The organism is Limnochorda pilosa (genome assembly GCF_001544015.1).
Lineage (GTDB): Bacteria > Bacillota > Limnochordia > Limnochordales > Limnochordaceae > Limnochorda > Limnochorda pilosa.
Genome location: NZ_AP014924.1, coordinates 2,057,596 through 2,083,950, shown reverse-complemented (window position 1 = coordinate 2,083,950; position 26,355 = coordinate 2,057,596). Strand labels below are relative to the sequence as shown.

The window sequence follows — 26,355 nt, the reverse complement described above, 5'->3', positions numbered from 1 at the left end:
GCGGCGATTCACCTTGCCGCACCCCTCTGCGGGTGGTAGGCTGGCCTCAGAGCTTTCGTCACCTTGAGCGGATCCCGGGGTACGGGATCCCCAGCAGAGGAGGGTCGCCCGTGCGCATGCAGGAGAAGGTCGTGCTGGTCGCAGGGGCGGGCGACAACATGGGACGGGCCATTCCGGTCCTCCTGGCCCAGGAGGGTGCTCACCTCGTCCTCGTCTCACGGAACCGCCCCGAGCTGGAGCAGACGGCACACCTTTGCGCTGAGGCCGGGGGCCAGGTGGAGAGCCTGCAGGGAGACGTCACCGTGGAGGTCGTCGCACGGGAGGCCGTGGATCGGGCCGTCGTCGCCTTCGGCCGCCTGGACGGGCTGGTGACGGCCGCGGGCGGCTTCTACCAGCCCCAGAGCCGAGCAGAGACGCTGCAACCGAATCAGTGGGATCAGGCCCTCACCAGTCTGATGCGGGCCCTCTTCCTCTTCTCGCGGGCGAGCATCCCGGCCATGGAAGAGCAAGGGGGCGGGTCCGTCGTCGCCCTGGGGGCGGCGCCCCAGACGCGCCTCGCGGGAGGGGTCGCCTACTCGGCGGGCAAGGAGGGGCTGACGGGCCTGGTGCGCCGCCTGGCGCGGGAGTCTTGGGCGCGCAACGTGCGGGTCAACCTGATCTCGCCCGGGCTCATCTGGGAGCCTCTGGGCGAGGGGCCCATCCGGCCCGTTCAGCGCAAGCACCTGGCCGGGTACGGGTCGGCCGCGGACATCGCGTACGCCGCCCTGTACCTCCTTTCCGACGAGGCCTCGTGGGTGACGGGCACGGAGCTGATCGTGGACGGGGGCGACGACGTGATGGCCACGCCGCCTGAGCGGGGGCGGTGAGCATGCCAGCGGGGGAGACGACCGGTGTTCCCGAGCGGCTCATCCTGGACTGCGATCCCGGCCACGACGACATGGCGGCCATCCTCCTGGCGCTCCGCCACCCACGGCTCCGCCCGGAGGCGGTGACCACCGTGGCCGGGAACGCCCCCCTGGAGAAGACGACGCGGAACGCCCTGAGGATCCTGCGGGCGGTGGGGAGCGACGTGCCCGTTCACGCCGGCGCGGCGCGGCCGCTGGTGCGCGATCCGGTGGACGCGCTCTCCTTCCACGGGGAGAGCGGGCTGGACACGGTGGGCGAGGGGCTGCCATCCACGGAGACGGGGCCGGACCCCGAGGGCGCGGCGGAAACCTTGCTCCGGCGGGCCTCGGGGGCACCAGGCGAGCTGACCCTGGTGGTGACGGGGCCCATGACCAATGTGGCCTTGGCCCTGCGCCTTCGCCCCGGGCTTGCCCAGCAGCTCAAACGGATCGTCTTCATGGGGGGATCCGCCGGGCCGGGGAACGTCACCGCCGCGGCCGAGTTCAACATCTGGGCCGACGCCGAGGCCGCCCGGATTGTGCTGGAATCGGGCGTGCCTCTGGTGATGATGGGGCTCCACCTAACCCACCAGGTGCGCCTCACCCGGCGGCACGTGGAGCGGGTGCGCCGGGGCAGGAGCCCGATCGCGGGCGCCCTGGCCGACCTCCTCTCCTTCTACCTGCAGACTACGGCCCGCCACTTCGGTGAGGAAGAGATAGGCGCACCTTTGCACGACCCCTGCGCGGTAGCCTTCGTGGCTGCCCCGGAGCTCTTTGAGCTGGAGCCCATGGAGGTGCGTGTGGAGACCCGGGGCGAGCAGACGTACGGGATGACGGTTTGCGACGGGCGAAGGATGCCCGCCGACCGGGAATCCCGCCGGCCCAACGTGCAGGTGGCGATGAGGGTGGACGCGGAGGCCGTGCTGGAGATGGTGGTCCGGGCGCTGGGTGGGTGAAGGTAACGCGGCGTCTACGAGCTCTTCGAGGCTGATTCGCTGGACGCCCTCAAGCAGATTGTGTTCAATGGCTGGGTCAAATCCATCGATCCAGCCACAGGCAAGCAGGTGAACGCCTGTATCCTTTCAGTACAGGTGAGCCGGACGGCCTTTCGTGCCGTCGATCTGTCCGGGACTTGTACGGAACCGTCATCAACGAGGGTGCAAACAAGGGAATCCTTGTCACGACGGCCGACTTCGGCCCCGATGCCTACGAGTTCACCAAGGGTAAGCCTCTGACGCTGCTGAATGGTGCGAACCTGTCGGCACTCCTGGAGAAGCACGGGCACAGGGCGAGGATCGATCTCCGGGAAGCGAGGCAGGTCCTGGCTCAAACGGAGTGATCCCCTCCACGAGGTGGGACGGCGCGACCGATGCGATGCATCCGGTCGTTTCCAGGATCTGCTCTTGCGCTGTCGAAGTACACCTGGGTTTCGCCTGTCACGACAGGGTGTCAGGTGTTGCTCCCGGGTGCGTTTCTGCGAGGGGCCACGCTGACCCAGGAGATGCTGAACGTGTATCGCATCGGATGTGAGCCTCTGCCCGTCCCGCGGGCAGGCGATTGAACGAGGAGGGAACGGCGTGAAGTTCTTCCTGGACACGGCCAAGATCGAAGAGATCCGCCGGGCGAAGGAGCTGGGCGTGCTCGACGGGGTCACCACCAACCCGAGCCACGTGGCGGCCACGGGCAAGACCTTCCGGCAGGTGGTGGACGAGATCCTCACGGAGTTGCAGGAGGAGCCGGTGAGCCTGGAGGTGGTGGCCACCGACAAGGAGGGCATCGTCAAGGAGGCCCGCGAGCTGGCCCGACTCGCCCCCAACGTGGTGGTGAAAGTCCCCACCATCGTGGAGGGCGTCAAGGCCATGAAGGTGCTGAGCCAGGAGGGCGTCAAAATCAACGCCACCCTCTGCTTCTCGAGCCTCCAGGCCCTGCTGGTGGCCAAGGCGGGAGCCACCTACGTGAGCCCCTTCGTGGGCCGGCTGGACGCGATCGGGCACGAGGGGATGGGGATCGTGGAGGAGATCCGCCAGATCTACGACAACTACGATTTCTCCACCGAAATCCTGGTGGCGGCGGTGCGGCACCCCCAGCACGTGCTGGAGGCGGCCCTGATCGGGGCCGACGTGATCACCCTCAGGCTTGAGACCCTGGAACAGCTCTTCCAGCACCCCCTCACCGACGTGGGGCTCGAGCGGTTCCTGAAGGACTGGCAGAAGGTCCCCCAGTGAGCGGCGCGGTCCCCGTCGCCGTGCTCGAACGGGCCGGCTCCGGGTGCCGGGCAGGAGAGCCTCTCCTGCCGCCGAATGAAGCTCGAAACCGGGCCGGCGCCGTGCCGGCCCTTCCAGTAGGGCCAATAGGGCCGGATCCGGCCCGACGCGGGAGGGAATGCTGTTGGCGGTCGCTGGGAACCTGGGGTTTCCACGGATCGGGGCCGGGCGGGAGCTGAAGCGGGCCACCGAGGCCTATTGGAAGGGTGAGCTGGGGGAGGACGCGCTCCTGGCGGTGGGAAGGGAGCTCCGGCTGCGCCACTGGGGCCTTCAGCGCGACGCTGGCCTGGGCGCCATCCCTTCGAACGACTTCTCCTTCTACGACCAGGTGCTGGACATGGCCTGCGTGGTAGGGGCGGTGCCCGAGCGGTTCGGTTGGGAGGGCGGGCCCGTACCCCTGGCGACCGCGTTCGCCATGGCGCGGGGCGTCTCGGGCCCGACCCGCGGCGCCGGCGGGGAGGTCCGGCCTGGGACGGAGGCCGGCGTGGCCCCATCGGGCGTGCCGGCCATGGAGATGACCAAGTGGTTCGACACCAACTACCACTACATCGTCCCCGAACTGCACCGCGGCCAGCGGTTCGAGCTGGCCTCCAAGAAACCTGTGGACGAGTTCCGGGAGGCCCGCGAGGCCGGCTTCGACACCCGGCCGGTCCTCATCGGTCCCGTCAGCTTGCTGCTGCTTGGAAAGGCCCGGGGCGGCGCCTTCGACCGCCTCTCCCTGCTGGACACCCTCCTGCCCGTCTACCAGCAGCTGCTGGCCGAGCTGCGCGAGGCCGGAGCGGCATGGGTGCAGGTGGACGAGCCCTTCCTGGCCCTGGATCCGCCGCCCGAGGGGTCCCTGCACGACGCTTACCGCCGGGCGTATGCGGCCCTCAGGGAAGCCGCCGGAAACCTGAAGCTCCTGGTGGCCACCTACTTCGAGGGTCTGCGCGAGAACCTGGAGACCGCGCTGGCCCTGCCCGTGAACGGCCTCCACCTGGACCTGGTGCGGGCACCGGAGCAGCTCGACCAGGTCCTGGCCCACGGGGTTCCCGAGGGCCTCACCCTCTCCCTGGGGGTGGTGGACGGCCGGAACGTCTGGAGGACCGACCTGGCCGCGGCGCTGGAACCCATGGAGCGGGCCCGGAAGGCCTTGGGTTCCCACCGGCTGCAGGTGGCGCCCTCCTGCTCGCTCCTGCACGTGCCCGTGGACCTGAGCCTGGAGACGGCCCTGGATCCTGAGCTGAAGGGCTGGCTCGCCTTCGCCCGCCAGAAGCTGGACGAGGTGGCGGTACTGGCTCGGGCCCTGAACGAGGGGCGGGACGCGGTGCGCACGGCCCTGGAGGCGAGCCGCTCCCAGGTGGAGGCGCGCCGGAGCTCTGCCCGGCGGGAGAACCCGCAGGTGCAGGCCCGCCTCGTCTCGCTCACCTCCGAGCAGGCCCGTCGCCGCAGCCCGCACACCGAGCGCCGGAGCGCCCAGCAAGCCCGTCTCGGCCTCCCGCCCTTCCCGACCACCACCATCGGCTCCTTCCCCCAGACGGGGGGGATCCGCCGGCTGCGCGCGCGCCTCCGGCGGGGGGAGCTGGACGAGGCGGCGTACGAGACAGCGATCAAGGCAGAGATCGAGCGGGTGGTGCGGCTCCAGGAGGGGCTGGGGCTCGACGTGCTGGTCCACGGGGAGCCCGAGCGGAACGACATGGTGGAGTACTTCGGCGAGCAGCTCGAGGGCTTCGCGTTCACCGAGCACGGGTGGGTGCAGAGCTATGGCTCCCGCTACGTGAAGCCTCCCATCATCTACGGGGACGTCTGGCGCCCAGCCCCCATGACCGTCCGCTGGATCACCTACGCCCAGTCCCTCACCGACCGCCCGGTGAAGGGGATGCTGACCGGCCCCGTCACCATCCTGCAGTGGTCTTTCGTGCGCGACGACCAGCCCCGCTCGGAGACGTGCCGGCAGATCGCCCTCGCCATCCGCGACGAGGTGCTGGACCTGGAGGCCGCCGGCATCGGCGTGATCCAGATCGACGAGCCCGCCTTCCGGGAGGGCCTCCCCCTGCGGCGCGCCGATTGGGCCGGCTACCTCCGCTGGGCCAGCGAGTCTTTCCGCCTGGCCACGGCCGGCGTGCGGGACGAGACCCAGATCCACACCCACATGTGCTACTCGGAGTTCAACGACATCATCGACGCCATCGCCGGCCTGGACGCGGACGTGATCTCCATCGAGGCCTCCCGCTCGGGCATGGAGCTCCTGGACGCCTTCGTCGCCTTCCGCTACCCCAACGAGATCGGCCCGGGGGTCTACGACATCCACTCGCCCCGGGTGCCCGGCCGGGAGGAGATGGAGCACCTCCTCCGCCGGGCCGCCCAGGTCCTGGACCCAGCCCAGCTCTGGGTGAACCCCGACTGCGGCCTCAAGACCCGCTCCTACGACGAGGTGACCCCGTCCCTCCGCAACCTGGTGGCTGCAGCCCGGGTGCTGCGGGAGGAGGTCGGGGCGGAGGGCTGAGACCGTGCACCCCCTGTCATCAATGGGATGGACGTCCCGTGCCGGAGCCTGGATGGGCGCGTATCCTGCCAGCAAGGAGCCGTCGAACGTGGCGGCCTCCTATGGCAGGCGCGCAGGGCGCCCCGGATCCGGGCGCCCGCGGCCCGGGAGGAAGGTGATCCCATGGTGTGGAGGTCCTGGCAGCTCAAGCCGTCCCCGGGCACGGGAACCTTTGCGGCGCACATGGCGGGGCTGGTGAACCGGGAGGTGGAGGTGGCCACCACCTGCGGCCGCCTCGCCGGGACGGTGGCGGCGGCCTTTCGCGACCACTTGGTCTTGCTGGACGGCCGCCGGGTCCGGCACCACGTGCGCTACGAGGAGATCTGCTGGGTGAGGGAGGGGCGGAGCGGCGCGATGGAGGCGGACCGCCCCGCCGAGAGCCGCCCCGCCTGACGCCCCGGTGCCCAGTGTTTCGCCAGCAAGATCCGCATCACGGCGCGGCCACGAGGATGCCCGCCTGGTCCAGGGTGGCCCGGACCGTCTCGAGGATGGCCAGTGCTGCGGGGTTGTCGCCATGGACACAGAGGGTGCGGGCAGGCAAGGGGACCACCTCACCCGAGCGGGCGCGCACCGCGCGGTCGATCGCGATCGCCCAGGCCTGGGCGGCCGCCTCCTCGGGGGCGTGGATCACCGCCCCGGGCTCCCTGCGGCTCAGGAGCGTTCCATCGGGCTGGTAGCGCCGGTCCACGAAGCCCTCCAGCGCCACGCGCAGCCGTACCGTCTCGGCCGCCCGGGCCAGGGCGGAGCCGGGTGGGGCGTAGAGGAGGAGCGATGCATCCACGGACCGCACGGCGCGGGCCACGGCCATGGCGGTCTCCTCATCCCGGGCCGCGACATTGTAGAGGGCGCCGTGGGGTTTCACGTGGTGGAGCGGCACCCCCTCGGCCCGGCAGAAGGCCAGGAGGGCACCGACCTGGTAGACCACGTCGGTCTCCACCTCGTCGGGGGTGGCCCAGAGCACCCGGCGGCCGAAGCCTACCCGGTCCGGGTAGCTGGGGTGGGCGCCCACGGCCACGCCTCGCTCGCGGCAGAGGGCAACGGTTTTCCGCATCACCCGGGGGTCGCCCCCGTGGAAACCGCACGCGACGTTGGCCGAGGTGATCCAGCGGAGGATGTCGGCATCGTTCCCCAGGGTGTAGGGGCCAAAGCTCTCGCCCAGGTCCGCGTTCAGGTCGACGACGGCGGATTCGGGCTGGGTGGACCCGCGTCCAGGCCCTCTCCGCTCCCGCGCCGCCATCGACCTCACCTCCTATGACGGAGACGCCGAGGGCCGCATGCGATCGGCCCGCTGACAGCGCACCCCGCCCTACCGCCGGGCCGGCTCGGCCTTCCTGCCGAAGCGAGTCTCCACGTACTCGTTCAGGAGCTCGATGAAGCGGGGGACGATGTCGTCGCCCTGAAGGGTGGTGCGCAGCCTCCCGTCCACGTACACCGGTGCCTTGGGCTCCTCGGCGCTTCCGGGCAGGGAGATGCCGACGTCCGCGTGGCGGCTCTCGCCGGGTCCGTTCACCACGCACCCCATCACCGCCACCTTCAGCTCCTCCACGCCCGAGTACCGCTCCCTCCAGGCGGGAAGCTGCTCCTGCAGGTACGCCTGGATGTCGCGGGCCATCTCCTGGAAGAAGCTGTTCGTCGTACGCCCGCAGCCCGGACAGGCGGTCACCTGGGGGGTGAAGGTGCGCAGGCCCAGGGCCTGGAGGATCTGCTGGGCCACCCGCACCTCCTCGGTGCGATCGCCCCCCGGCTCGGGGGTGATGGAGACCCGGATGGTGTCGCCGATGCCGGCGGTCAGGAGCGGGGCCAGGGCCGCGGCACTGGCCACGATCCCCGGCAGGCCCATGCCGGCCTCAGTGAGGCCCAGGTGGAGTGGGTAGTCTGAGAGCTCGGCCAGCCGTCTGTAGACGGCGATGAGGTCCGGCGCGGCAGAAACCTTGGCGCTGAGCACGATCTGGTCGTGGGGCAGCCCCAGCTCCTCCGCCAGCCGGGCCGAGCGGAGGGCGCTTTGCACCATGGCCTCCAGGGTGACGGCCCGGGCGCTCCATGGACGCTCCCGGCGGGCGTTGTCCTCCATGAGGGAGGTAAGGAGCTGCTGGTCCAGGGAGCCCCAGTTGACCCCGATGCGGACGGGCTTGCCCCGATCCCTGGCCACCTGGATGATCCGGGCGAAGTTCTCGTCCCGGTGCTTGGTGCCCACGTTGCCGGGGTTGATGCGGTACTTGTCCAGCGCCTCGGCGCAAGCCGGGAAGCGGGTGAGGAGGAGGTGGCCGTTGTAGTGGAAGTCCCCCACCACGGGAACCCGCACGCCCTCGGCCCGTACCCGCTGAACGATCCTGGGCACGGCCTGGGCCGCCTCGTCGGTGTTGACCGTGATCCGCACCAGCTCGCTCCCGGCGCGGGACAGCTCCACCACCTGGCGAGCGGTGGCCTCCGCGTCGGCCGTCTCGGTGTTGGTCATGGACTGGACGACCACGGGGTGGCTGCCGCCGATCACCACGTCACCGACACGCACGGGCGGGGTGGGCCGGCGCCGGGGCCGCTCCAGGTGGGCCCAGGGGTTGGTCTCGGGCGCGGGCTCGGGGAGGTCCGCGGCGGCCTCCTCGGCTCCCGGGGCGGCCTCGGGGTTTCGGCGGGCCGGGGGGGCCAACGGCGGCCAGATGGCGCCGGGCCGGCTCCAGCGGTCGTTGCGGGTCACTCGGGTCCCTCCTCGGGGCGACGCGCATCGGGCGCCCAGTAGCCAGTCTATCACAAAGGAGCGGGGGCGGAGAACGGGGGACTGCGGCAGGCGGCCGCCCTCTCGCGGCGAATGATGCCAGGAGGATCCTCGGACCACGCAGGAATCGGAACGGGAGCGATGGGCTTGGCTACCTGGGTGCTGCTCGCGATCAGCTTCGGCCATTTCGCGGTGGACGTGGTCTCGGGCGCGATTCCGGTCCTTCTGCCGCATTGGCAGGCGCTCTACGGTCTTTCGTACACCACCACGGGGCTCCTCCTGCTGGCGGCCACCTTGGGGTCGGCGGCGCTCCAACCGGTGGTGGGTGCGGTGGGAGACCGGGTGCGCACCACCTGGCTCCTGCTCGGGGGTCTTGCGCTCTCCACCGTGGCCCTGGCGGCCGCGCTGCTCGCACCGAGCCTCTGGGTCGTGGTGGTCGCGGTGCTCCTCCAGGGGATCGGGGCCGCCGTCTACCACCCCGAGGCGTCGAAGATGACCTACCTCTTCGGGGGCGAGCGACGGGGCGTGGCCATGAGCATCTTCCAGGTGGGGGGCAACGCGGGGTTCGGGGTGAGCCCGGTGCTCACCACCCTGCTCTTGGGGGCGGGGGTGCTGGCCACGGCGGCGGGGTACGGCCTCCTCGGTGCGGTGGCCCTGGGGGTCCTCCTCTACTCGTACGGGCGCATCCGAAGGCGGGAGTCGGCGCACCGGCACGCGGTGCGAACGGAGGCCAAAGCAAGGGACGGGGACTTGTGGGGCCCGCTCCTGCTGCTCCTTGGGGCGGTGGTCCTGCGCACGTGGGTCCACACGGGCACCAACGCCTTCGTGCCGCTCTACTTCGTCACCCACCTGGGGCGCTCGGCGGCCTTCTCGGGGGCGCTCCTCTCCACCTACCTGCTCTCTGGCGCCGCCGGGAGCATCGTGGGCGGTGCCCTGGCCGACCGGCTCGGCCGTAAGCCGGTGATCGTGACGAGCCTGGCCGTGCCGCCGCTCCTCTTCTACCTGCTGCCCCGTACGCCGGACGCGCTCCTCTTTCCGCTGGTGGCGGTGGCGGGCTTCTTCCTTACCTCCAGCTTCCCGGTGACCATCGTCTTCGGCCAGGAGCTCTTGCCGAGCCGCCTGGGGACGGCCACAGGGCTCATGCTGGGCGCCGCGGTGGGGACGGGGGGCTTCGGCGTCACCCTCCTGGGCATGGTGGCCGACCGGTGGGGCGCCCCGGCGGTCTGGCCGGTGATGGCCGTTCTACCGCTGCTGGCCCTGGCCCTGGTGGCCCTGGTGCCGCGCCCGGCCGCGGGCCACAGCGAGGCGGTCCAGGGCGCCGCCGGACGGTAGGCGCGATCGCGTTTACAAGGCGGGATGAGGAGGCAGAGCCGTGCCGGCTCCTCAGGCGGGAAGCCTCAGCGGGCTGGGGGTGCTTCGGGCCAAGCGGGACTTCGCCCGGATCTGGGCAGGGCAGGTGGTCTCGCGTTTCGGCGACGCGCTGGACGTGATCGCCTTCATGTGGATCATCCTGGAGCTCACAGGCTCCACGCTCATGATGGGGACGCTGGTGGTGGTCAACACCCTGCCGTCCATCTTCCTGGGCCCCTTCGCAGGGGTGCTGGTGGACCGCTGGTCCCGGCGGCGGGTGATGATCGCCTGCGACGTGGGCCGGGGTCTGGTGACGCTGAGCGTGGCCGCCCTCTGGGCCCTGGGCAGCCTTCCGGTCTGGATGCTCTTCGTGGTCACCTTTGTCAACTCGATCTTCGAGGTCTTCGAGCTGCCCGCTCGGGGCGCGGTGGTGCCGCTGATGGTGGGCAGGGAGAACCTGGTGGCGGCCAACGCCATCTACGGGTTCGCGAGCAGCCTTGCCCAGTTGTTCGGCCTCGGCGCCGCAGGCGTGGTGGTGGCCTCTCTGGGGGTCACGGCGGCCGTGGTGACCGACGCGGTCACCTTCTTCCTCTCCGCCCTGAGCGTGGTGGTGTCCGCCGTGCCCGAGCTGGAGCGGGAGCGGTTGCCGCTGAAGATCCGGCCGTTCCTGAGGGAGCTGGGCGAAGGGCTCGCCTTCGTCCGATCGGAGAAGGTGGTCCTCTTCGCCATCGTTCTGGCCGGGGTGGTCAACTTCGCCCTGGGACCGTTGAACGCCCTGATGCCGGTCTTCGCCAGGGGAGCTCTGGGTCTGGGGCCCGAGGCCCTTTCCCTCATCTTCATGGGGTTCACCGCTGGCGCGCTGGTGGGTGCGGCGCTGGTGGGGCAGATCTTCAAGGGGACGGCCGAGGTCATCCTCCTGCGGTGGGGTATGGTGGGGGTCGGCCTCGCCTACGGTCTCCTCGGCCTGGTTCCGTCCGCGTGGGCCGCGGTCGCGGTCGCCGCCGGTATGGGGCTCGCGATTCCCTTCGCTCAGGCTGGCTTCAGCTCGCTGGTCCAGCGGCGGACCCCTGAGGATCGGATGGGACGGGTGAGCTCGCTCATGGGCACCCTGGTGCTGGCGGCGATGCCGCTCTCGGCCGGGGTCGCCGGCGCCGTGGCCGAGAGGGTCTCCATTCCCATCGTCTTCGCCTCCCTGGGGGTGCTGGTGATGGCCACGTCCGCCGCGCTCCTCTGGACCTGGCCCTTCCGGGAATTGCGGCGGGAGGCGGCGGAGAAGGCGAGCGCGCCGCCGTCGTGAGGCGGGGAGAGAGGCAGGCAGGGCCGCGACGGAGGCGACGGTCGTCGAACAGCGGACCCCGGCCGATCCGGCAAGGTGCACTACCACGTGCGCCAGCTCGTCAAAGGCCAATTCCTCGAGGAGGTGGGCGAGCACCTGGTGAACGGCATCGTGGAGCGCTTCTACCAGGTGAGCGCCGAGACCATCGACGTGAGCCAGCAGCTCAAGGAGCTGCCAGGCTTCCAGGCGCTCAGCCGGGTTGTGGGCCAGGGCTTCTTCGACAACGTGCGCGACGTCTACGACGAGGCGGTGCGCGAGAAACGCGGCGTCCACTTCCAGTTTCACGACGTTCACATGACGCCCGAGGAGCTCGGTGCTTTCATGATCCGGGTGGCCCGGGAGCTGGAAGCCTACCAGGCGGAGCGGCCCGGAGCGTTCCCCGTACGCTGGGTGGCCATGACCAGCATCGCCAGGGTGCCAGCTTACGAGCCACGGGCGGAACCGGGGCAGAAATGAGGGACCGCCCGCCGGGATCCTCCGATCCTGGCATGGCGGCCCCCCCGGGGGCGCGTCGTGTGGCCTCCGAGCGAGGAGGCGGGTCAGAAGGGTCTCAGGAGCGGGGCAGCGACAGTCTGCATGTTGGTGAGCAACCGGACCAGGGTGGGCCCGTAGCCGATCAGCACCAGCAGGGCGCCGCTCACCACCCAGGGGGCGAAGCGGTCCAGGTACCGGGGCAAGAGTCCCCGCCCTTCCAGCGGCTCGGCCAGGGGCACCTCCACGTCGGCGGTGCGGCGCCGGCTCGCCAGGGTGGCGACCAGGTTCCAGTAGTAGAGGACGGCGGAGGTGGTGAGGATGGCGCCGCCGATGGCCACAAGCTGGAGCGGCACATCCCAGGTGGGCTGGAGGTAGGGTGAGGCTCCGAGCATGGTCCGGCGGGGAGCGCCCAGAATCCCAGCCCAGCTCATGCCCCGGGACATGAAGGTCATGCCCACGAACCAGAGGACCACCTGCACCAGGCCCAACCGGCGGCTCCAGAGATCCCGGCCCGTCAGGTGAGGGATGAGCCAGTAGCTCATGGCCATGAAGGTGAGCGCCACTGCCGTGCCCACCGTCAGGTGGAAGTGCCCGGGGATGAAGAGGGTGTTGTGGACCTCCAGGTTCAGGGTGTAGGAGGCGTTGATGAGCCCGCTCGCCCCGCCCAGGGCGAAGAGCACCATGGCCAGCGCCTGGCCGGTGAACGAGGGATCACCCCAGGGAAGCGTGCGGATCCAGCCGAAGAGGCCCTGCCCGCCCCGGGCCCGGCCGCCCGTCTCCACCGAGGCCAGCACCGTGAAGGCCGTCATCATGCTGGGGATGAAAACGCCGAAGGTGAGGACGGCGTGGATGGCCTTCCATCCCTGGGAGACCCCGGGGTCCAAGAACTGGTGGTGGAAGCCGACGGGCAGCGAGAGCGGGATGAAGAGCAGGAAGGCCAGGCGCGCCAGCGGCTCGCTGAAGAGCTTCCCGCCCGCCTGCCGGGGCAGCAGGAAGTACCACGACATGTAGGCCGGCAGGAGCCAGAAGTAGACGATGGGGTGGCCGCTCTCCCAGAAGAAGGTGCGGGTGAGGAGCGGGTCCACCTCCGCAATCCACCCCAGCGACCAGGGGATGAGGAAGAAGACGAACTCCACCACCACCCCGACGCTCGCCATGCCCCACATGATCATGGTCACCAGGGCGCCGAAGGGGAGCAGGGGGATCCGCTCGCCCGGCCGTTCCCGGCGCCAGGCCAGGTAGGTGAGCACCAGGTTGAGAAGGAGCAGGAGGGTGCCCACCACCACGATGGCCAGGCCGATGTAGTAGGTCGGGTGCGCCTTCATGGGCGCGTACGAGGTGAAGAGCACCGACGCCTGGTTGGTGAGGAGCGCCCAGTCGGTGAGGAGAGCGCCCGCCAGCATGAGCCAGAAGTTGACCCAGGCGAGCTTCACGCTGGCCAGCGGCCGCTCGAAGCCGTGGCTCGCCGCGAAGCCCAGGAAGCCCACGATGAAGAACGTGGTGAAGAGCAGCACGTTGAAGACGCCGTGGATGGAGAGCGCCTGGTAGTAGCTTTTCAGCGCCGGGATGAAGGGGAAGAGGTCGAGGCCCGCGTGCTCGAGCCCCTGGAGGAGACCCATGACGACGCCGATCAACAGGTGCGCGAACCCGACGAGGATGAAGAGCAGTGCCAGCTTCTTCTCGCCGGGACTCACCTGGTAGTTGGTTACCGCCTTCTCTGCCATGAACCGTGCCCCCCTTACCGCGAAGCTCGCACGTCTTCGACGATGACCCGGGCGAACATGGCCTGATGGCCCACCCCGCAGTACTCGGTGCAGACGATCAGGTGCTCGCCGGGTTGCCGGAAGGTGTAGGAGACCTTGTTCACCTGGCCCGGGATGGCCATGAGGCTCACGTTGGTCCCCACGATCTTGAAGCCGTGGACCAGGTCCCGGCTGTGCAGGAAGAAGGTCACCGTGGACCCCGTTGGCACCCGGATCTCGTTGGGCTGGAAGGTCCACATCTGGGCGAAGACGTTGGCCTCGTAGCGGCCCGGCCCCAGCTCCCGCACCCACGGCTGGTCGTAGGAGACGCCGCCCGCCGTGACCGGAGCAAGCCGGGCGCTCAACCCTGGGATCTCAACGCCCAGGGAGAGGCTGCTGACGACGATGGCCACGCCGAAGACCATGAGCAGGGCCACCGAGATGACGATCCACGTCCGCTCGTACGGGTGTACGTGCATGGCTCTAGCTCCTCAGGATCAGGCTGACGTACGTGTATCCCCACAGTCCGATGATGACCAGCATGTAGACGAGAAGGATGGCGAGGGTCCCGCGTGGTGCCGCTAGCTCCGGCTCCACCTGGGTGGACGGAACCTCGCTCCTCCTTGCTCGCAGCGCGTCCTCAGGCTGCACGACTCTTCACCTCCGTTGGGTTGGTAAGGCCCTGCCCCGAAGGGCCGCTCCCCGCCGGGCGACTCATCGGGCGTAGCAGAGGAAGAGGTGGGCGCCTGCGAAGAGAAGCCTGGAAGCGCCCGCTGCATCCGCCTCTTCCACCAGCAGGCCCACGTCCCGCACCAGGATCTCGGGGTCGATGGCCGCGGCCGGGTAGCGGCCCCGTACGGTGCCCCCGCCGTCCACGACGATCACCGTCGGCTCATAGACGAAGCGGAGCCCTTTCCCCACCTGCACCGGTGGCTCGTAGTAGAGGCCGAAGCCGCTGCCCACGGCCAGCTTCACCGCCACCGGCGATCCGCTGAGGAAGTGAAGGCCGCGGCCGGCAGGTCCAGGACTCTCCTGCGCCTCCGTCATCTCCGGTGCGCCCACGACCTGGGACAGGTCCGCGAGGACCGTCGGGTCGTCGTGGTCGGGGTCGAGGGTGACGAAGGCCAGCTCGGCCCGCCTTCCGAGCCAGCCCCGGGAGGCCAGCTCCTGGGCGCCGTCGCGCATCAGAGCGAAGAGCTCCTCGATCCGGCCGGTGTCCCGGGAAGCGCCGAAGAAGTAGATCTCGATGCGCCCGTCCCGCTCGTGGGAGCGGAAGGGGGCGCCCGTGGCATCCACCAGCTCGAAGACCGGTGCGGGCTCCATCAGCGGCAGGACCTTCACGGGCTGGGCCAGGGCGAAGTAGAAGAGGCCCGCCGCGGAGAGCACCCCCGCCCCCAGGGCGATGAGGCTCCAGCGGGGCCTCACCCTCTGCCGCACGCCCGGCTTCACGGCGCCTGCCCCCCTCCCGGCGCGGGATCGCTCACATGCCGCCCGACGCTTCCATGCCCATCCCCATGCCGGCGCCCGTCTCGGTAGGCGGCAGCACGGGGACCTCCAGCTCCACCGGCGCGAGGTCGTCGAAGAAGAGGGCGAGCCGGATCGTGTCGCCCTCCGCAAGGGCCCGCTTCAGGCCCAGGAGCATCACATGAAGCCCGCCGGGCTTGAAGACCACCTGCTCACCGGGGTCGAGCTCGATGTCTCCGGCCAGCACCATCCGCATCACCTGCTGAACCGAGCCGTCGGGCGCGGTCCGTTCCTCCAGGAGCGTGCGGTGGATCTGGGTATCGGTGGCCACGTCGGCCCGGGCGCCCTTCAGCTCCAGCTCCCGGTCGCCCCGGTTGCCCAGGGTGAAGTACGCGGCCGAATGGCCGCCCTCCATGCCGGGACGGGCCCACGCTCCCTCGATCTCCACGGGGCCCGCCGCCACCGAGGCCGGGCTGGGCGGGTCCGCGGTGCGGGCAGGGATGGGAAAGACGGCCAGGAAGAGCGCGGCGCCCACGGCCACGAGAATCAGGGCCGCGGCGCCGACCCTGCGGGTGGCGGTACGGTCAGCGGGCATCGGCTTGCCTCCCTTCGAATGACTCCTGCACCAGCCGGCGCACGTCCGCCGCCACCTTCTCTGCCTCGCTCCCGAAGGGCTCCTGGAGCCGCAACCGTCCTTGCCGGTCGATCACGTAGGAGGAGGCGGTGTGGGTGATCCAGTAGCCCACGGGTGACTCGGAGGCCGGCTCCTTCTCCACGAAGACCCCGTAGGCGCTCAGGACGGGCTGGAGCTCTTCGGGCGAGGCCCACAACCCGAGGAAGTCCGCATCCACGACGCCCACGTAGCCCGCCAAGCGTTCGGGCGAGTCGTACCCGGGGTCCACGGTGACGAAGAGGAACTGGACATCGCGGGCATCGTCGCCCAGCAGGATCTTGACCCGCTTGAACTGGCCCAAGGTGGTGGGGCAGACGTCGGGGCAGTTGGTGTAGCCGAAGAAGAGGACGACCACCCGGCCGCGCAGCCCGCTCAGGGTGAAGGGGCGGCGGTGGTGGTCGATCATGGCGAAGTCGGGGGCGGGAAGCGGGGGGTCGATCGCCCGCCCGGAGAAGCCGGACGTGGCCCCTGGGGAGGTGGTGCGAGCGGTTTCGCCCGGGAGCAGACCGAGCCTCCCCGCCCCGAGCCAGAGCGCTGCTGCGGCCAGGAGGACGACCGAAGTCGATACGAGCAGACGGCGCTTCGAAATCGCGAGCACCCCCGACGGGCGCATCCCCCCGGGCGGCTGCTTGCCCCGGAAGAGCAGGCCGCCCGCAGGATGGCCGGTCCTGAATAGCGACCATTATCATTCTCTGGTGGAAGACCTGACCGTGTAAGGGAGAGATGTCCTGAAAGGGGCAGGGCAAACGTCCCCCGCGGAGAGCCCGTAAGGATGGGCACGAACGGGCGGTACCGCCGTGGGTATGGCCCGTTCGTGCCAATCCCGTTCAGACGAGGGAAGCCCCGCCCACGGGTTCCGCCACGCGCCGGCTGGCGTCGCGACGGAACCGCGTGACCGGTGACGACCCGTTCACCGCCCACGTCCTTGGATGGGGCGGCGCGCTCTCGCCGGCCACCAGGAAGGTGAGCCAGCTCTGGCGCAGCGTGTGGAGTGAGGCGGGCATCGCAATCCCGGCCTCGATCCGGGCCCGACGGAAGAGGCGCTCGACGCTGCTCGCGCTCAGGCCGGCGCCCTGGGCGTTGAGGAAGAGCTGCCCGTGGGGCGCGTCGTGGGGCAGGGGCCCGGCCGCCGCGAGCTGGGGGCGCTCCACCTGCAGGTACCGGCGGAGACAGGCCTCGGTGGAGGGCGGGATCGGCACCCGCCGGACGCGGTCGTCCGCGCCGCGCAGGGTGGCGACCCGGCGGTCCAGGGCCACGTCGTGCAGCTCCATGCGCACCAGCTCGCTCACCCGGCAGTCTGTCTGAGCCAGGAGACGGAGAGCGCACAGATCCCTCAGCGGGTAGGGGGAGAGCCGTTCACAGGCGGCCAGGATCCGCCCCACTTCCAGGGCCGAGAGGAGGGGCGGGCCCTCCCTCACCACCCTGGGGTGGGGGATGCCGGCGGTGGGATCGTGGGCAAGGCGCCACGCAGGGTCCTGGTTGAGGAACCGGAAGAAGGAACGCAGGCACGCCAGGTGGCGGCTCACCGACGAGGAGCGGAGCGCCCGGCCGCACGACAGGTGCGCCAGGTAGGCACGGACGTCGGGCCGCATGATGGCGTCGGGCGGGGTGACGTGGGGATCGGCCCCCCGTTCCGAGAGAAACCGGCAGAAGCTGTGCAGGTCGCGCCGGTAGGCCCGCAGGGTATTGGGGCTGGACGCGCGCTCCAGCCGCAAGTGGATGAGGAAGTCCGTGATCGCCTCGACCACGGGGCGGCGCCGCACACGGCGTCCGGGACGGGGATGCATCATCGGTCGAGCCAGGGGAATCGCCTCCTTGAGGCTCCCCATGGGGCCCGGCCTGTGGGACGGTAATGACTCGAATTCGCCATGAGAGGCGCGGTTCCTGCCGAGCAGGGATCACCGGCGGGCGGCTCGAAGCGTATCATCGACTGTGTGCAAACGTTACAGGGGTGTTCCCATGGACGCACGGCCCAAGGTTGCCTACTTCTGCATGGAGTACGGCCTGCACGAGGACTTCCCGCTCTACGCCGGCGGGCTCGGGATCCTGGCAGGCGACCACCTGAAGGCTGCCGGCGACGCCGGCCTGCCTCTGGTGGGGCTGGGGCTCCTCTGGCGCCAAGGATACACCCGGCAGATCATCGAGGGCGGCCGCCCAGTGGACGCCTACCCGCTGAACGACCACATGTACCGGCGGCTGCAGGACACGGGGCTCACCGTGACCGTGCCCATCCGGAGGCGAGAGGTGAAGGCCCGAGCGTGGCTCCTGGACGCCTTCGGCAACGCGCCCCTCTACCTCCTGGACACCAACCTCCCTGAGAACGAGGACCGGTGGATCACGGGGCAGCTCTACGGGTGGTTCGGTGAGGAGCGAGTGGCCCAGGAGATGATCTTAGGGATCGGCGGCGTGCGGCTCCTGCGGGCCATGGGCTTCGAGCCCGACGTCTACCACTTCAACGAGGGGCACGCGGTGCTGGCGGGCATCGAGTTGATCCGGGAGAAGATGGAGGCGGGCAGCACCTTCGACGAGGCCTGGCAGGCCACCCGTGGCCAGATCGTCTTCACCACCCACACACCCGTGGAGGCGGGGAACGAGTCCCACCGGCTGGAGCTGCTGGAGTACTTGGGCGCCTTCAACGGCCTTTCCCGCGAGCAGATGGAGCAGATCGGGGGGAACCCCTTCAACATGACCGTGGCGGGCCTGCGGCTGGCCCGGGCGGCGAACGGCGTCTCCCAGCTCCACGCCCGCACCGCCCGCCGCATGTGGGCCCAGGTGACCGATGCCCCCGAGATCACCGGCATCACCAACGGCGTCCACGTGCCCACCTGGCAGGACCGGCGCATGGTCTCTGCGGCCAGCGGCTCCGACGAGGCGCTGTGGCAGGCCCACCAGTCGCTGAAGGCAGAAACCCTCGCCTTCATCCACGAACGCACGGGGATTCGCCTGGCAGCCGACAAGCTCCTGATCGGCTTCGCCCGGCGGGCCGCCCCCTACAAGCGGAGCGACCTGATCTTCCGTCGGCCCCAGGTGATCGAGCCCTACCTGCGGGACGGCCGTATCCAGATCGTCTTCGCCGGCAAGGGGCACCCCCTGGACGACACGGGGAAGGAGATCGTCGCCCGCCTGGTCGACGCGAGCCGCCGCTTCCCCGAGAGCGTCGTCTTCGTGCCCGACTACGACATGGCCGTGGGCCGGGCCCTCACCCGGGGCACCGATCTCTGGCTGAACAACCCCATCCGGCCGCTGGAGGCGTGCGGCACGTCGGGGATGAAGGCGGCCATGAACGGCGTGCTCAACCTGAGCGTCCTCGACGGCTGGTGGCCCGAGGCCTGCCGTCACGGGGAGAACGGGTGGCAGCTCGGTGACGGCTACGAGGGCCCCGACCCCGACGCCCACGACCTGGAGGCGCTCTACCGAGTGCTGCTGCGGGAAGTCGTGCCCACGTACTACCAGGACCGCCCACGCTGGATCCGCATGATGCGGGAGAGCATCCGATCCACCGTGGACGCGTTCTCCGCCGCTACCATGATGAGGGCGTACGTGGACAGGCTCTACGCACCTGAAGCGGGGTCCGTATGATCATCGAGCGGGCTTCCGTCGATCGGACGGTGCTGCAGGGCAAGGTGGCCATCGTCACCGGGGCAGGGAGGGGGATCGGGAGGGAGACGGCCCGGATCCTGGCCCGGCTGGGTGCCGCCACGGTGCTGGCCGAGCTGAGCGACGAAGGCCTGGAAGTCGAGCGCCTCATCCGCTCCGGCGGCGGCGAGGCCCTCTTCGTTCGCACGGACGTGTCGGACTCCGAGAGCGTGGAGCACCTGCGCGACCAGGCACTCCGCGCTTTCGGCCGAGCGGACGTCCTGGTGAACAACGCAGCCTTCGTCACTACCAAGCCGGTTTTGGAGCACCGGCTGGAGGAGTGGGACCGGGTCTTCGCCGTGAACCTGCGGGGTGCCTTCCTGGGCGTGAAGGCTTTCCTGCCGGGCATGCTCGAGCGGGGCGAGGGCGTGGTGGTCTTCATGGAGTCGGCTGAAGGCATGCCGTACCTGGCCCCGTACCTGGCCTCCAAGACCGGGTTGCGATCGCTGGCGAGCTCCCTGGCACAGGAGATTGGGGAGGGGTGTGGGGTCGCCGTCTACGGCTTTGCTCCCGGCATGGTGGAGACGCCGGGACTGATGGACGCCATGCGCCACCTGGCGCCTCTGTACGGGCTCAGCCTCGACGGCTTCATCCGGCAGAGCGGGGGGCAGGTGATCCCGGCCGAGCTCTGCGCCACGGGCCTGGTGGGGACCCTTCTGCATGCAGCTGAGTTTCACGGCCAGGAGGCGGACTACGTCGCCGGCCTGGCTGCCCTGGGCCTGGATTCAGACGGGAAACCCCACGCTCGCCTCGCATCCCCCGAGGCTGTTGCCGCGGAGGTGCGTACAGGCACGGTGGAGCCCACATCGCACGCTTCAGCCCGCGTACCCCGCCCACCGGCTGACCTGGGCGACCTTCTTCATGAGGCCCTGGCCCTGAACGAGCGAATGGAGGCGATCATTGAGGAGAACGTCCGCGAGTACGCCGAGCTGACCGCTTTCCAGCGGCCCATCGTCCGGCGCATGTTCCTGCAGGGCACGGGGCTGAAGGTGGAGGAGTGGCTGGCCCGCGCCCAGGAGATGACACAGCGGTTGAGGGCGGCCCTGGCGCAAGAGGCGGGGACCGGCTCGCCGCAGCTGCCTGGCCTCGCTCCCAGGAACCTGGCCGCCTATGCGGACCAGCTTCGCCGCATGTGCGAGTATGTGGGGAAACAGGAGTCCCAGGCCCGCGGTTGGATCCGGGATCCACAGGTGCTGGAGACGGCCCTCAGGGCGCTGGAGGAGCGGAAGGTTACGTCGGCCACGCTCGCGGCCCTGATCCAGAGGCTGGCCGACGGTCCGGCCGATGATGGTTCATAGGAGGTCGGGTTGCCAGAAACGGTGCCAGCGACCTGGGAACCTATTCCGTAGCTTCGGCCCTAGCTAGCCCGCTCAACCTGTGCTTGAAGAGCCCTAACCGCTCGACGTAGGCTCTCCGAGGCTTCCTGTGCCACATCGATGCGCCAGTGGGACGAAGCATACTCTATGAGTCGGGACGTGCACGCGGGACCGATTGCGCGACCGCTCCCTGGCCGCGGGACCATGTCGTCGCGTCCGGCGCTGCTGGTGGAACGACGGGCCGGGTCAATCAACGAGCGCTTGGCATCGGCCTCGTGGTCCGGTGATGTCGGCACCTGGCCAAGCCGGACACGGAGGAAGCGGGGACCAGCAGCAAGACCTCGTCGAAACCGATCCCGTCATCGCGAAGCAAATCCGGCGAATGGGTGCTGATGAAGACCTGTCGGCCTGTGCGGCGCTGCATTCTCGCGAACATCTGCGGAATGTGCCGGACGACTTCAGGGTGAAGGGAAAGCTCCGGCTCCTCCAGCAGAAGAGGGCCCTGGCCGTCGAGTGCAGCCCAGAGTAGACCGAGGAGTCGGAGAGTACCGTCGGACAGATGCTTTTCGGTCTGCCACGCACCTTGCGGTCGCCAATGCTCGTACCGGCCCCGAAGGTGCCAGGCGCCTCGAGCATCCTGCGACAGCTGCAGTTCGCTCAGTTGTGGCACGGCGATGCGAAGCGCACGTTGAATCCGGCTCAGTCGGGCCTGCCTGGTGTTCTTGGCGGTCCTGGCCACCTGTTCCAGGAAGTCGCCCCCGTACGGGTCATTCGTCCGCCCAACAGATCGGTCCAGTTCGCGGACCACGGAAACCACATCGTGCAGGAAGCGCAGGGCGTGAGGAAGTTCGACTTACCGGAAGCGTTGGGGCCGACCAGGAAGACACGCCTCTGCAGGTCCACTCTTGGCCGGAAGGGGCCGCCGAGGGAAACGCCGGCGAGGAAGCAGCCGGGAGCTGGCGCGAATTCGGGATCTCCGCCCCACGGCTCACCCGTACCGGTACGCGATCCCCGCACCGCCCGTGGGGTAGCGCCAGTCGATGTTTCCCTGGCGGCAGGCGATGCGGCAGGTGCCGCACTCGAGGCAGTTCTCGAAGGCCACCTGCATGCGGCCCTCCTCGGCCTTCCACTCCCACACCCGGGCGGGGCAGACGCTCTCGCATGGGCGGGAACACGCGGCGCAGACCGCGTGATCGCGGATGGCCAGGTGGGAGGCCCGGTCAGCCCGGTAGCGGATGGTGAAGAGCTTCTCTTCCAGGGCCACCGGAGGCGCCGGGGCCGCCTCAGGGGTCCGTGATGCCGCCGCCGGTGCCGCGGCCGTGCGCGTGCGGGAGCTCATGCGTTCATCGCCCTCCATCCTCGCCAGGCGAGCCTCAGCGCGCCCGAAGGCCCGCCGGCCGCCTGCATCAGCTTCCGGAGCATCTGGCGCTGGGCCTGGGCCTTGGAGAGCCCGTCCACCAGGAAGTAGCGATACGCCGCCTCGTTCATCGCACCGATCAGACCGTCGAAGAGGCGGGCCGGATCCTGGCCGTGGAGGAACGCGGGCATCCGCTGGATCTTCTTCAGGTCGGCCCGGATGAAGGAGGCGTGCACCCTGCGGTCGTAGCCGGCCAGGGAGGCGGCGCTGAAGTCGCCCCGCTGCTTCGCCTCCACCACGGCCTCACCCGCCAGGTGCCCCGAGGCCATGGCCAGGTTGGTGCCCTCCCGGTGGACGAAGTCCACCATCTGGGCGGCGTCGCCGCAGATCACCCAACCGTCGCCCGAGAGCGGGGGGACCGAACACCACGCCCCCTCGGGGATGAGGTGGGCCGAGTACTCCTTGGTCTCCCCTCCGGCGATGAGCCGCCGGATCATCGGGTGCCGCTTCACCGATTCCAGCAACTCGTAGGGCTTCACGCCCGTGCGCTGCAGGTCGCTGACCATGACACCGATGCCGAGGGAGAAGCTCTCCCGGTTGGTGTACAGGAAGCCGAGGCCGGTCATGCCCTGCGAGGTCGCCCCCAGGAACTCGATGGTGGTTCCCTCGTCCCCCTCGAGGTTGAAGCGGTCCTCGATCTTCTCCCGGGGAAGGGCGATCACTTCCTTCACCGCCAGGCTCACCTCGTCGGGGCGCCAGGGGCGGTGGACGCCGATCTGCTCCGCCAGGAGGCCGTTGACCCCGTCGGCGATGACGACCACGCCGGCGTGCAGGTCACCGTCGGGCCGGTCCGTGTGGACCCCCACCACCCGACCGGATCCGTCGCGGATCAGACCGGTGGCCGCGGTCTGGTAGATGGGCAGCGCGCCGGCCTCCTCCGCCTTGCCGGCGAGCCATGGGTCGAACTTGACCCGGAAGGCGCTCCAGGCGTTATGGGGCGACCTGTTGAAGCGCTCGTGCTTGTGGCCGATGGAGACCACCGACTCAGGCCCCAGGAGCCAGTAGCGCTGCTCGGTGATGTGGCGCTCCACCGGGAAGCCGGGCTCCTGGGTGCAGCCGGGGATCAGCTCCTCCAGCTGCTGGCGGTAGATGATCCCCCCGAACATGTTCTTGGCGCCGGGGAACTCGCCCCGGTCCAGCAGCACCACCGAGAGGCCGGCCTTGGCCATGGTGTAGGCCGCTGCAGTACCCGCCGGCCCGGCCCCGACCACCACCGCATCGAACCGCTCGTCAGCCACGATCCTGGACCCCCTCTCGGGTGCCGTGCACGGGCGATGCGCCGGAGGTGCGGACGGCGCTCTGGTTCCCCGGCGCGTCGCCTTCATCCAGCGGCCCCAGGCGCCGGCGCGCCTCGGCGATCAGGGCGGGCACCACCTGGTGGAGGTCCCCCACGATGCGGTAGTCCGCCACGCGGAAGATGGGGGCGTCGGGTTCCCGGTTCACGGCCACGATCACCTGACTGCCCTCCATGCCCACCAGGTGCTGCACCGCACCGCTGATGCCGCAGGCGATGTAGAGCTTGGGGCGGACGGTCTGGCCCGTCTGCCCCACCTGATGGGCCCGGTCGATCCAGCCCGCCTCCACCGCAGGCCGCGAGGCGCCCACCTCGCCACCCAGCACCTGGGCCAGCTGGCGAAGGAGCTGGAACCCTTGCGGGCCGCCCACCCCCCGGCCGCCGGCGACGATCACGGTGGCGTCCTCCAGGTTCACCCGGTCGGGGTCCTGGATGAAGTCCAGGACCCGGGCTGCCACGTCCTCCTCGCGCAGGGTCGATCCCACCCGCACGACGCGTCCCGAACGGTTCGGGTCCGGGGGGAGCGCCTCGAAGACACCGGGCCGGGCGCTGGCCATCTGGGGGCGCCGCTTCTTGCAGAGGATGGTGGCCATCAGCTTCTCGCTGAAGGCCGGGCGGCTGGCCTGCAGCAGGCGGGTGGGGGGCGGCTCCACGTCGAGGAGGGTGCAGTCGGCGGTGAGGCCCGTCTCGAGCCGCGTGGCGACGGCCCCCGCCAGATCGCGGCCGGTGTAGGTGGCGCCCACCAGGACGATCTCGGGTTTTTCGGCTCGGATCACGTGGACGGCCGCCTCGCTGTAGGGCCGCGTGCGGTAACGCTCGAGAACGGGGTCGTCCCAGAGGTAGGCCACGTCCGCGCCGTACGCGATCGCCTCCCGGGCCACCGGCTCAACCCGGTATCCCAGGACCAGCGCCATGAGCTTGGTGCCCAGCTTGTCGGCCAGACGCCGTCCCTGGCCCAGGAGCTGCCAGCTCACGCTCCGGGCCTGGCCCAGCCGCTGCTCCACGATGACCAGGATCCCCTCGTGCTCCGAAAGGACCTGGGCCTCGGCTGGGGTCTCCGGCGGGACGGGCTCTGAAGCCCGCTTCGGCACACGTGCCATCGTCAACGCCCCCTCCCGTCCGCTGCGACGCCGTTGCCTTCTTCGACGGCGTGATCATGTGGGGAGGGGTCGCGGGTGCCGCTTCCGGTGCTCCCCTCCATCGGACCGACCCCGGTCCACCCCAGCCGGGCGGGCAGGTCCGTGGCCAGGAGGCGGTCGAAGAGCTGCGCCGCGGCGACCTGGGCCGCTGAGTCGTTTCCGTTGCCATCCCCATCGGGTCCGCCCAGCGCCTCGCCGGAGCGGGTGATGGGCTCGGGGACCCAGGCCTTCCCCACCACGGTGGGCGATCCTTTCAGCCCGAGGCGCGAGCGGTCGATCTCGGGGAAGTCGGCCACGGTCCAGACCAGGGGCTCGTACCGAACCGCCCGCAGCATGCCGGGCATGCTGGCCCGGCGGACCTCGTTGATTCCCTCCACCACCGTCACCAGCGCGGGCAGGGAGGTTTCCACCACCTCCACGCCGTCCTCCAGGTGGCGCTCGACCGTGATGCGCCCCGCGTCAGGGTCCACGGACCGGATGCGCTCCACGTAGGTGAGCTGCTCCAGGTCCAGCCGGGCGGCGATGCCGGGCCCCACCTGGCCTGTGTCCCCATCGAGGGTCTGCTTGCCGCAGATCACCAGGTCCACGGGGCCCCACACCTGGGCGGCCATGCGGATCGCCTCGGCCAGGACGTAGGATGTGGCCAGGGTGTCGGCCCCGGCGAACGCCCGGTCCGACACCAGAACGCCCTCGTCCGCCCCCAGCGAGATGCACTCCTGCAGGGCGGAGCGGGCCGACTTCGGGCCCATGGTGAGCACGGTGACGCGGGTGCACGCGATCCGTTCCTTGATGCGCACGGCCTCCTCGACCCCGTGGAGGTCGAAGATGTTGACGATGGCCGGCACGCCCTCCCGAATGAGGGTGTTGCTGACGGGGTCGATGCGGATCTCCCGGCTGTCCGGCACCTGCTTGATGCAGACGACCACGTGCAAGGGGCGACCATCCTTTCCGGACCGGGGCTGCAGCGGCGTCGACTGGAGTGGGATATTGTGCTCGCGATCACAACCACACCTCTCTTCGTTTCCCTGGGACCGAATCCTCCCCGGCGGGACCGCGTTCGACCGAGCGCCACCCAAAGGTGCACCGTCTGGCGGAGCCGTCACGCGAGGAGCTCGGGGTGGAAACGAGGAGGCGCCTGGATGGGCGTCGACGTCTTCCGGGCGAGGGCCGGCCACGCGCTCGTGGGCGGCTATCGGCCCGGACCGGCCGGGTCGGGGGACGGAACTCGGGACGCCTCTGCAGGGATGGAGGATTCCCCGTCTCCGTGGCGCTCGTGGAAGTCGCGGTCCAGGATGGCCATCAGGAGGTCGTCGTGGTAGCGCCCGTCCCGGAAGATGGACTCGCGGCGGCGTCCCTCCTCCTGGAAGCCGATCTCCCGGTACATGCGGATGGCCCGCTCGTTGTAGGCGAAGACCCAGAGTTGGATCCGGTGGAGGTTGAGCTCCCGGAAGCCGAAGCGGAGGATCAGCTCGGTGGCCTCCCGGCCGTAGCCCTGGCCGCGGGCGGCTGGGTCCGCGATGGCGATCCCGTACGTTGCCGAGCGGTTCTTGGCGTCCACGTTCGCCAGGCTGACGTTGCCGATGAGCCGGTCGCCCTCCCGCAGCCGGATCGCGAAAGTGTAGCCCCGGCCTTCGGCCCGGGGCCGGCGCACCGCCTCCTCGTACCACTTCTCCTCGTCCTCCTCGGTGTAGGGGAAGACGACGCCGGGGTTGACCAGCGCCTGGAGTCCGGGGTCGCTGAACCACCGGGCGTAGACGGGCAGGTCCGCACGTTGCACAGCGTCGAGGTAGACCCGGTAGGTGGACGTGGCAGGCCCCCCTCTCGTCCGGCACCGGCTCCCGGCCGGTCGCCGTACCCCGAGATCTTCGCCCCGGTGAGCCCATCTCCTGGTGGGGCCCGGCCCGCTGCCGGCGCTTGCCGCGCGCGCCGGCCCAGGCTATACTTGGAACCAGGACAACAAGCGCATAGCGTCGTTCCACTAGGGGTGCCGAGAGGCTGAGAGGGGAGCGATCCCCAACCCTTAGGACCTGATCCGGGTCATACCGGCGGAGAGCAACGTGGAACAGGAACCTGGCCGCCTGTCCACGGGCGGCTTTTCCGCTTCGAGGGCCCATCCCCCGGGTCGTGGAGCG

24 protein-coding genes, 2 pseudogenes and 1 riboswitch are annotated in these 26,355 nt (G+C 70.1%); of the genes and pseudogenes, 11 read left to right on the top strand and 15 right to left on the bottom strand.

The genetic code is table 11. The annotated features are described in order from the left end of the window. The first annotated feature begins 116 nt into the window (after positions 1-116). The 6 genes and pseudogenes from LIP_RS09225 to LIP_RS09200 all read left to right on the top strand — a co-directional run bounded on the left by LIP_RS09225 (position 117) and on the right by LIP_RS09200 (position 6,065). On the top strand, positions 117-866 hold the full coding sequence (locus LIP_RS09225; RefSeq protein ID WP_231699414.1) for an SDR family NAD(P)-dependent oxidoreductase: 750 nt from the start codon (positions 117-119) through the stop codon (positions 864-866). 2 nt (positions 867-868) lie between these two features. Beyond that, positions 869-1,840 (top strand): nucleoside hydrolase, encoded by a 972-nt coding sequence (locus tag LIP_RS09220; protein ID WP_068137192.1) that lies wholly within the window; start codon positions 869-871, stop codon positions 1,838-1,840. A 164-nt stretch (positions 1,841-2,004) separates the two neighbouring features. Beyond that, positions 2,005-2,223 (top strand): annotated as a pseudogene (locus LIP_RS09215) (restriction endonuclease); the annotation flags it as partial. A 238-nt stretch (positions 2,224-2,461) separates the two neighbouring features. Then, complete coding sequence (gene fsa, locus LIP_RS09210) at positions 2,462-3,109, top strand: fructose-6-phosphate aldolase (protein ID WP_068137185.1); 648 nt, start codon at positions 2,462-2,464, stop codon at positions 3,107-3,109. 157 nt (positions 3,110-3,266) lie between these two features. Continuing rightward, a complete protein-coding gene (gene metE, locus LIP_RS09205; RefSeq protein WP_068137183.1) occupies positions 3,267-5,633 on the top strand; it encodes a 5-methyltetrahydropteroyltriglutamate--homocysteine S-methyltransferase in 2,367 nt (788 codons plus the stop codon). A gap of 162 nt (positions 5,634-5,795) precedes the next feature. After that, the gene (locus LIP_RS09200) at positions 5,796-6,065 is read left to right on the top strand and encodes a DUF2642 domain-containing protein (protein WP_068137179.1); all 270 of its coding nucleotides are present in this window, start codon (positions 5,796-5,798) and stop codon (positions 6,063-6,065) included. A 37-nt stretch (positions 6,066-6,102) separates the two neighbouring features. On the opposite strand, the gene LIP_RS09195 is transcribed toward LIP_RS09200, so the two are convergent. Both LIP_RS09195 and ispG read right to left on the bottom strand, forming a co-directional pair. Further along, a complete protein-coding gene (locus LIP_RS09195; protein ID WP_068137176.1) occupies positions 6,103-6,909 on the bottom strand; it encodes a LamB/YcsF family protein in 807 nt (268 codons plus the stop codon). Positions 6,910-6,978: 69 nt separating this feature from the next. Then, entirely contained in the window at positions 6,979-8,214 is a 1,236-nt protein-coding gene (gene ispG, locus LIP_RS09190; protein WP_068141826.1) for a flavodoxin-dependent (E)-4-hydroxy-3-methylbut-2-enyl-diphosphate synthase, read from the bottom strand. A 315-nt stretch (positions 8,215-8,529) separates the two neighbouring features. On the opposite strand from ispG, the gene LIP_RS09185 reads away from it, so the two are divergent. From LIP_RS09185 to LIP_RS09175, 3 genes are all read left to right on the top strand, one after another. Continuing rightward, positions 8,530-9,714, top strand: coding sequence for an MFS transporter (locus LIP_RS09185; protein ID WP_158509609.1), 1,185 nt, complete (start codon positions 8,530-8,532; stop codon positions 9,712-9,714). 40 nt (positions 9,715-9,754) lie between these two features. Continuing rightward, positions 9,755-11,029 (top strand): MFS transporter, encoded by a 1,275-nt coding sequence (locus LIP_RS09180; protein WP_068137171.1) that lies wholly within the window; start codon positions 9,755-9,757, stop codon positions 11,027-11,029. A gap of 87 nt (positions 11,030-11,116) precedes the next feature. Then, positions 11,117-11,524: a hypothetical protein gene (locus LIP_RS09175; RefSeq protein WP_144440409.1), complete on the top strand. Its 408-nt coding sequence runs from the start codon at positions 11,117-11,119 to the stop codon at positions 11,522-11,524. A gap of 83 nt (positions 11,525-11,607) precedes the next feature. On the opposite strand, the gene LIP_RS09170 is transcribed toward LIP_RS09175, so the two are convergent. The 7 genes from LIP_RS09170 to LIP_RS09145 form a co-directional block, all read right to left on the bottom strand. Continuing rightward, a complete protein-coding gene (locus LIP_RS09170) occupies positions 11,608-13,266 on the bottom strand; it encodes a cbb3-type cytochrome c oxidase subunit I (RefSeq protein ID WP_068137166.1) in 1,659 nt (552 codons plus the stop codon). Positions 13,267-13,280: 14 nt separating this feature from the next. Continuing rightward, positions 13,281-13,763 carry a cytochrome c oxidase subunit II gene (locus LIP_RS09165; protein ID WP_068137164.1) on the bottom strand — a complete coding sequence of 161 codons (483 nt, stop codon included), beginning with the start codon at positions 13,761-13,763 and terminating at the stop codon, positions 13,281-13,283. Positions 13,764-13,767: 4 nt separating this feature from the next. Beyond that, positions 13,768-13,935, bottom strand: a complete 168-nt coding sequence (locus LIP_RS18925; protein WP_158509608.1) for a hypothetical protein — start codon at positions 13,933-13,935, stop codon at positions 13,768-13,770. Positions 13,936-13,998: 63 nt separating this feature from the next. Then, positions 13,999-14,733, bottom strand: coding sequence for an SCO family protein (locus LIP_RS09160; protein ID WP_068137161.1), 735 nt, complete (start codon positions 14,731-14,733; stop codon positions 13,999-14,001). Positions 14,734-14,764: 31 nt separating this feature from the next. Next, positions 14,765-15,343 carry a copper chaperone PCu(A)C gene (locus LIP_RS09155; protein WP_068137156.1) on the bottom strand — a complete coding sequence of 193 codons (579 nt, stop codon included), beginning with the start codon at positions 15,341-15,343 and terminating at the stop codon, positions 14,765-14,767. Further along, the gene (locus LIP_RS09150; RefSeq protein WP_068137152.1) at positions 15,333-16,019 is read right to left on the bottom strand and encodes an SCO family protein; all 687 of its coding nucleotides are present in this window, start codon (positions 16,017-16,019) and stop codon (positions 15,333-15,335) included. Before LIP_RS09150 ends, LIP_RS09155 begins: the two co-directional genes overlap by 11 nt. A gap of 229 nt (positions 16,020-16,248) precedes the next feature. Then, a complete protein-coding gene (locus LIP_RS09145) occupies positions 16,249-17,250 on the bottom strand; it encodes a tyrosine-type recombinase/integrase (RefSeq protein WP_082726083.1) in 1,002 nt (333 codons plus the stop codon). Between the two features lie 130 nt (positions 17,251-17,380). Here LIP_RS09145 and glgP point away from each other — a divergent pair, with 130 nt between their 5' ends. Together glgP and LIP_RS09135 are read left to right on the top strand one after the other, a co-directional pair. Then, on the top strand, positions 17,381-19,000 hold the full coding sequence (glgP, locus tag LIP_RS09140) for an alpha-glucan family phosphorylase (RefSeq protein WP_068137146.1): 1,620 nt from the start codon (positions 17,381-17,383) through the stop codon (positions 18,998-19,000). Further along, positions 18,997-20,355: an SDR family NAD(P)-dependent oxidoreductase gene (locus tag LIP_RS09135; RefSeq protein WP_068137143.1), complete on the top strand. Its 1,359-nt coding sequence runs from the start codon at positions 18,997-18,999 to the stop codon at positions 20,353-20,355. The genes glgP and LIP_RS09135 overlap by 4 nt, the downstream gene beginning before the upstream one ends. 268 nt (positions 20,356-20,623) lie before the next feature. Here the strand turns inward: LIP_RS09135 and LIP_RS17820 are convergent, their stop codons facing one another. The 6 genes and pseudogenes from LIP_RS17820 to LIP_RS09110 form a co-directional block, all read right to left on the bottom strand. Continuing rightward, positions 20,624-21,181 carry an AAA family ATPase gene (locus LIP_RS17820; protein ID WP_198409478.1) on the bottom strand — a complete coding sequence of 186 codons (558 nt, stop codon included), beginning with the start codon at positions 21,179-21,181 and terminating at the stop codon, positions 20,624-20,626. Between the two features lie 180 nt (positions 21,182-21,361). Then, a complete protein-coding gene (locus LIP_RS09130) occupies positions 21,362-21,712 on the bottom strand; it encodes a ferredoxin family protein (RefSeq protein WP_198409477.1) in 351 nt (116 codons plus the stop codon). Next, complete coding sequence (locus LIP_RS09125; protein WP_068137141.1) at positions 21,709-23,028, bottom strand: FAD-dependent oxidoreductase; 1,320 nt, start codon at positions 23,026-23,028, stop codon at positions 21,709-21,711. The genes LIP_RS09130 and LIP_RS09125 overlap by 4 nt, the downstream gene beginning before the upstream one ends. Next, positions 23,021-24,184, bottom strand: coding sequence for an electron transfer flavoprotein subunit alpha/FixB family protein (locus tag LIP_RS09120; protein WP_082726080.1), 1,164 nt, complete (start codon positions 24,182-24,184; stop codon positions 23,021-23,023). The genes LIP_RS09125 and LIP_RS09120 overlap by 8 nt, the downstream gene beginning before the upstream one ends. A 2-nt stretch (positions 24,185-24,186) precedes the next feature. After that, positions 24,187-25,149, bottom strand: a complete 963-nt coding sequence (locus tag LIP_RS09115) for an electron transfer flavoprotein subunit beta/FixA family protein (RefSeq protein ID WP_231699413.1) — start codon at positions 25,147-25,149, stop codon at positions 24,187-24,189. Positions 25,150-25,412: 263 nt separating this feature from the next. Beyond that, positions 25,413-26,006 (bottom strand): annotated as a pseudogene (locus LIP_RS09110) (GNAT family N-acetyltransferase); the annotation flags it as partial. 187 nt (positions 26,007-26,193) lie between these two features. Continuing rightward, positions 26,194-26,296, top strand: a riboswitch (TPP riboswitch). Positions 26,297-26,355 lie beyond the last annotated feature (59 nt).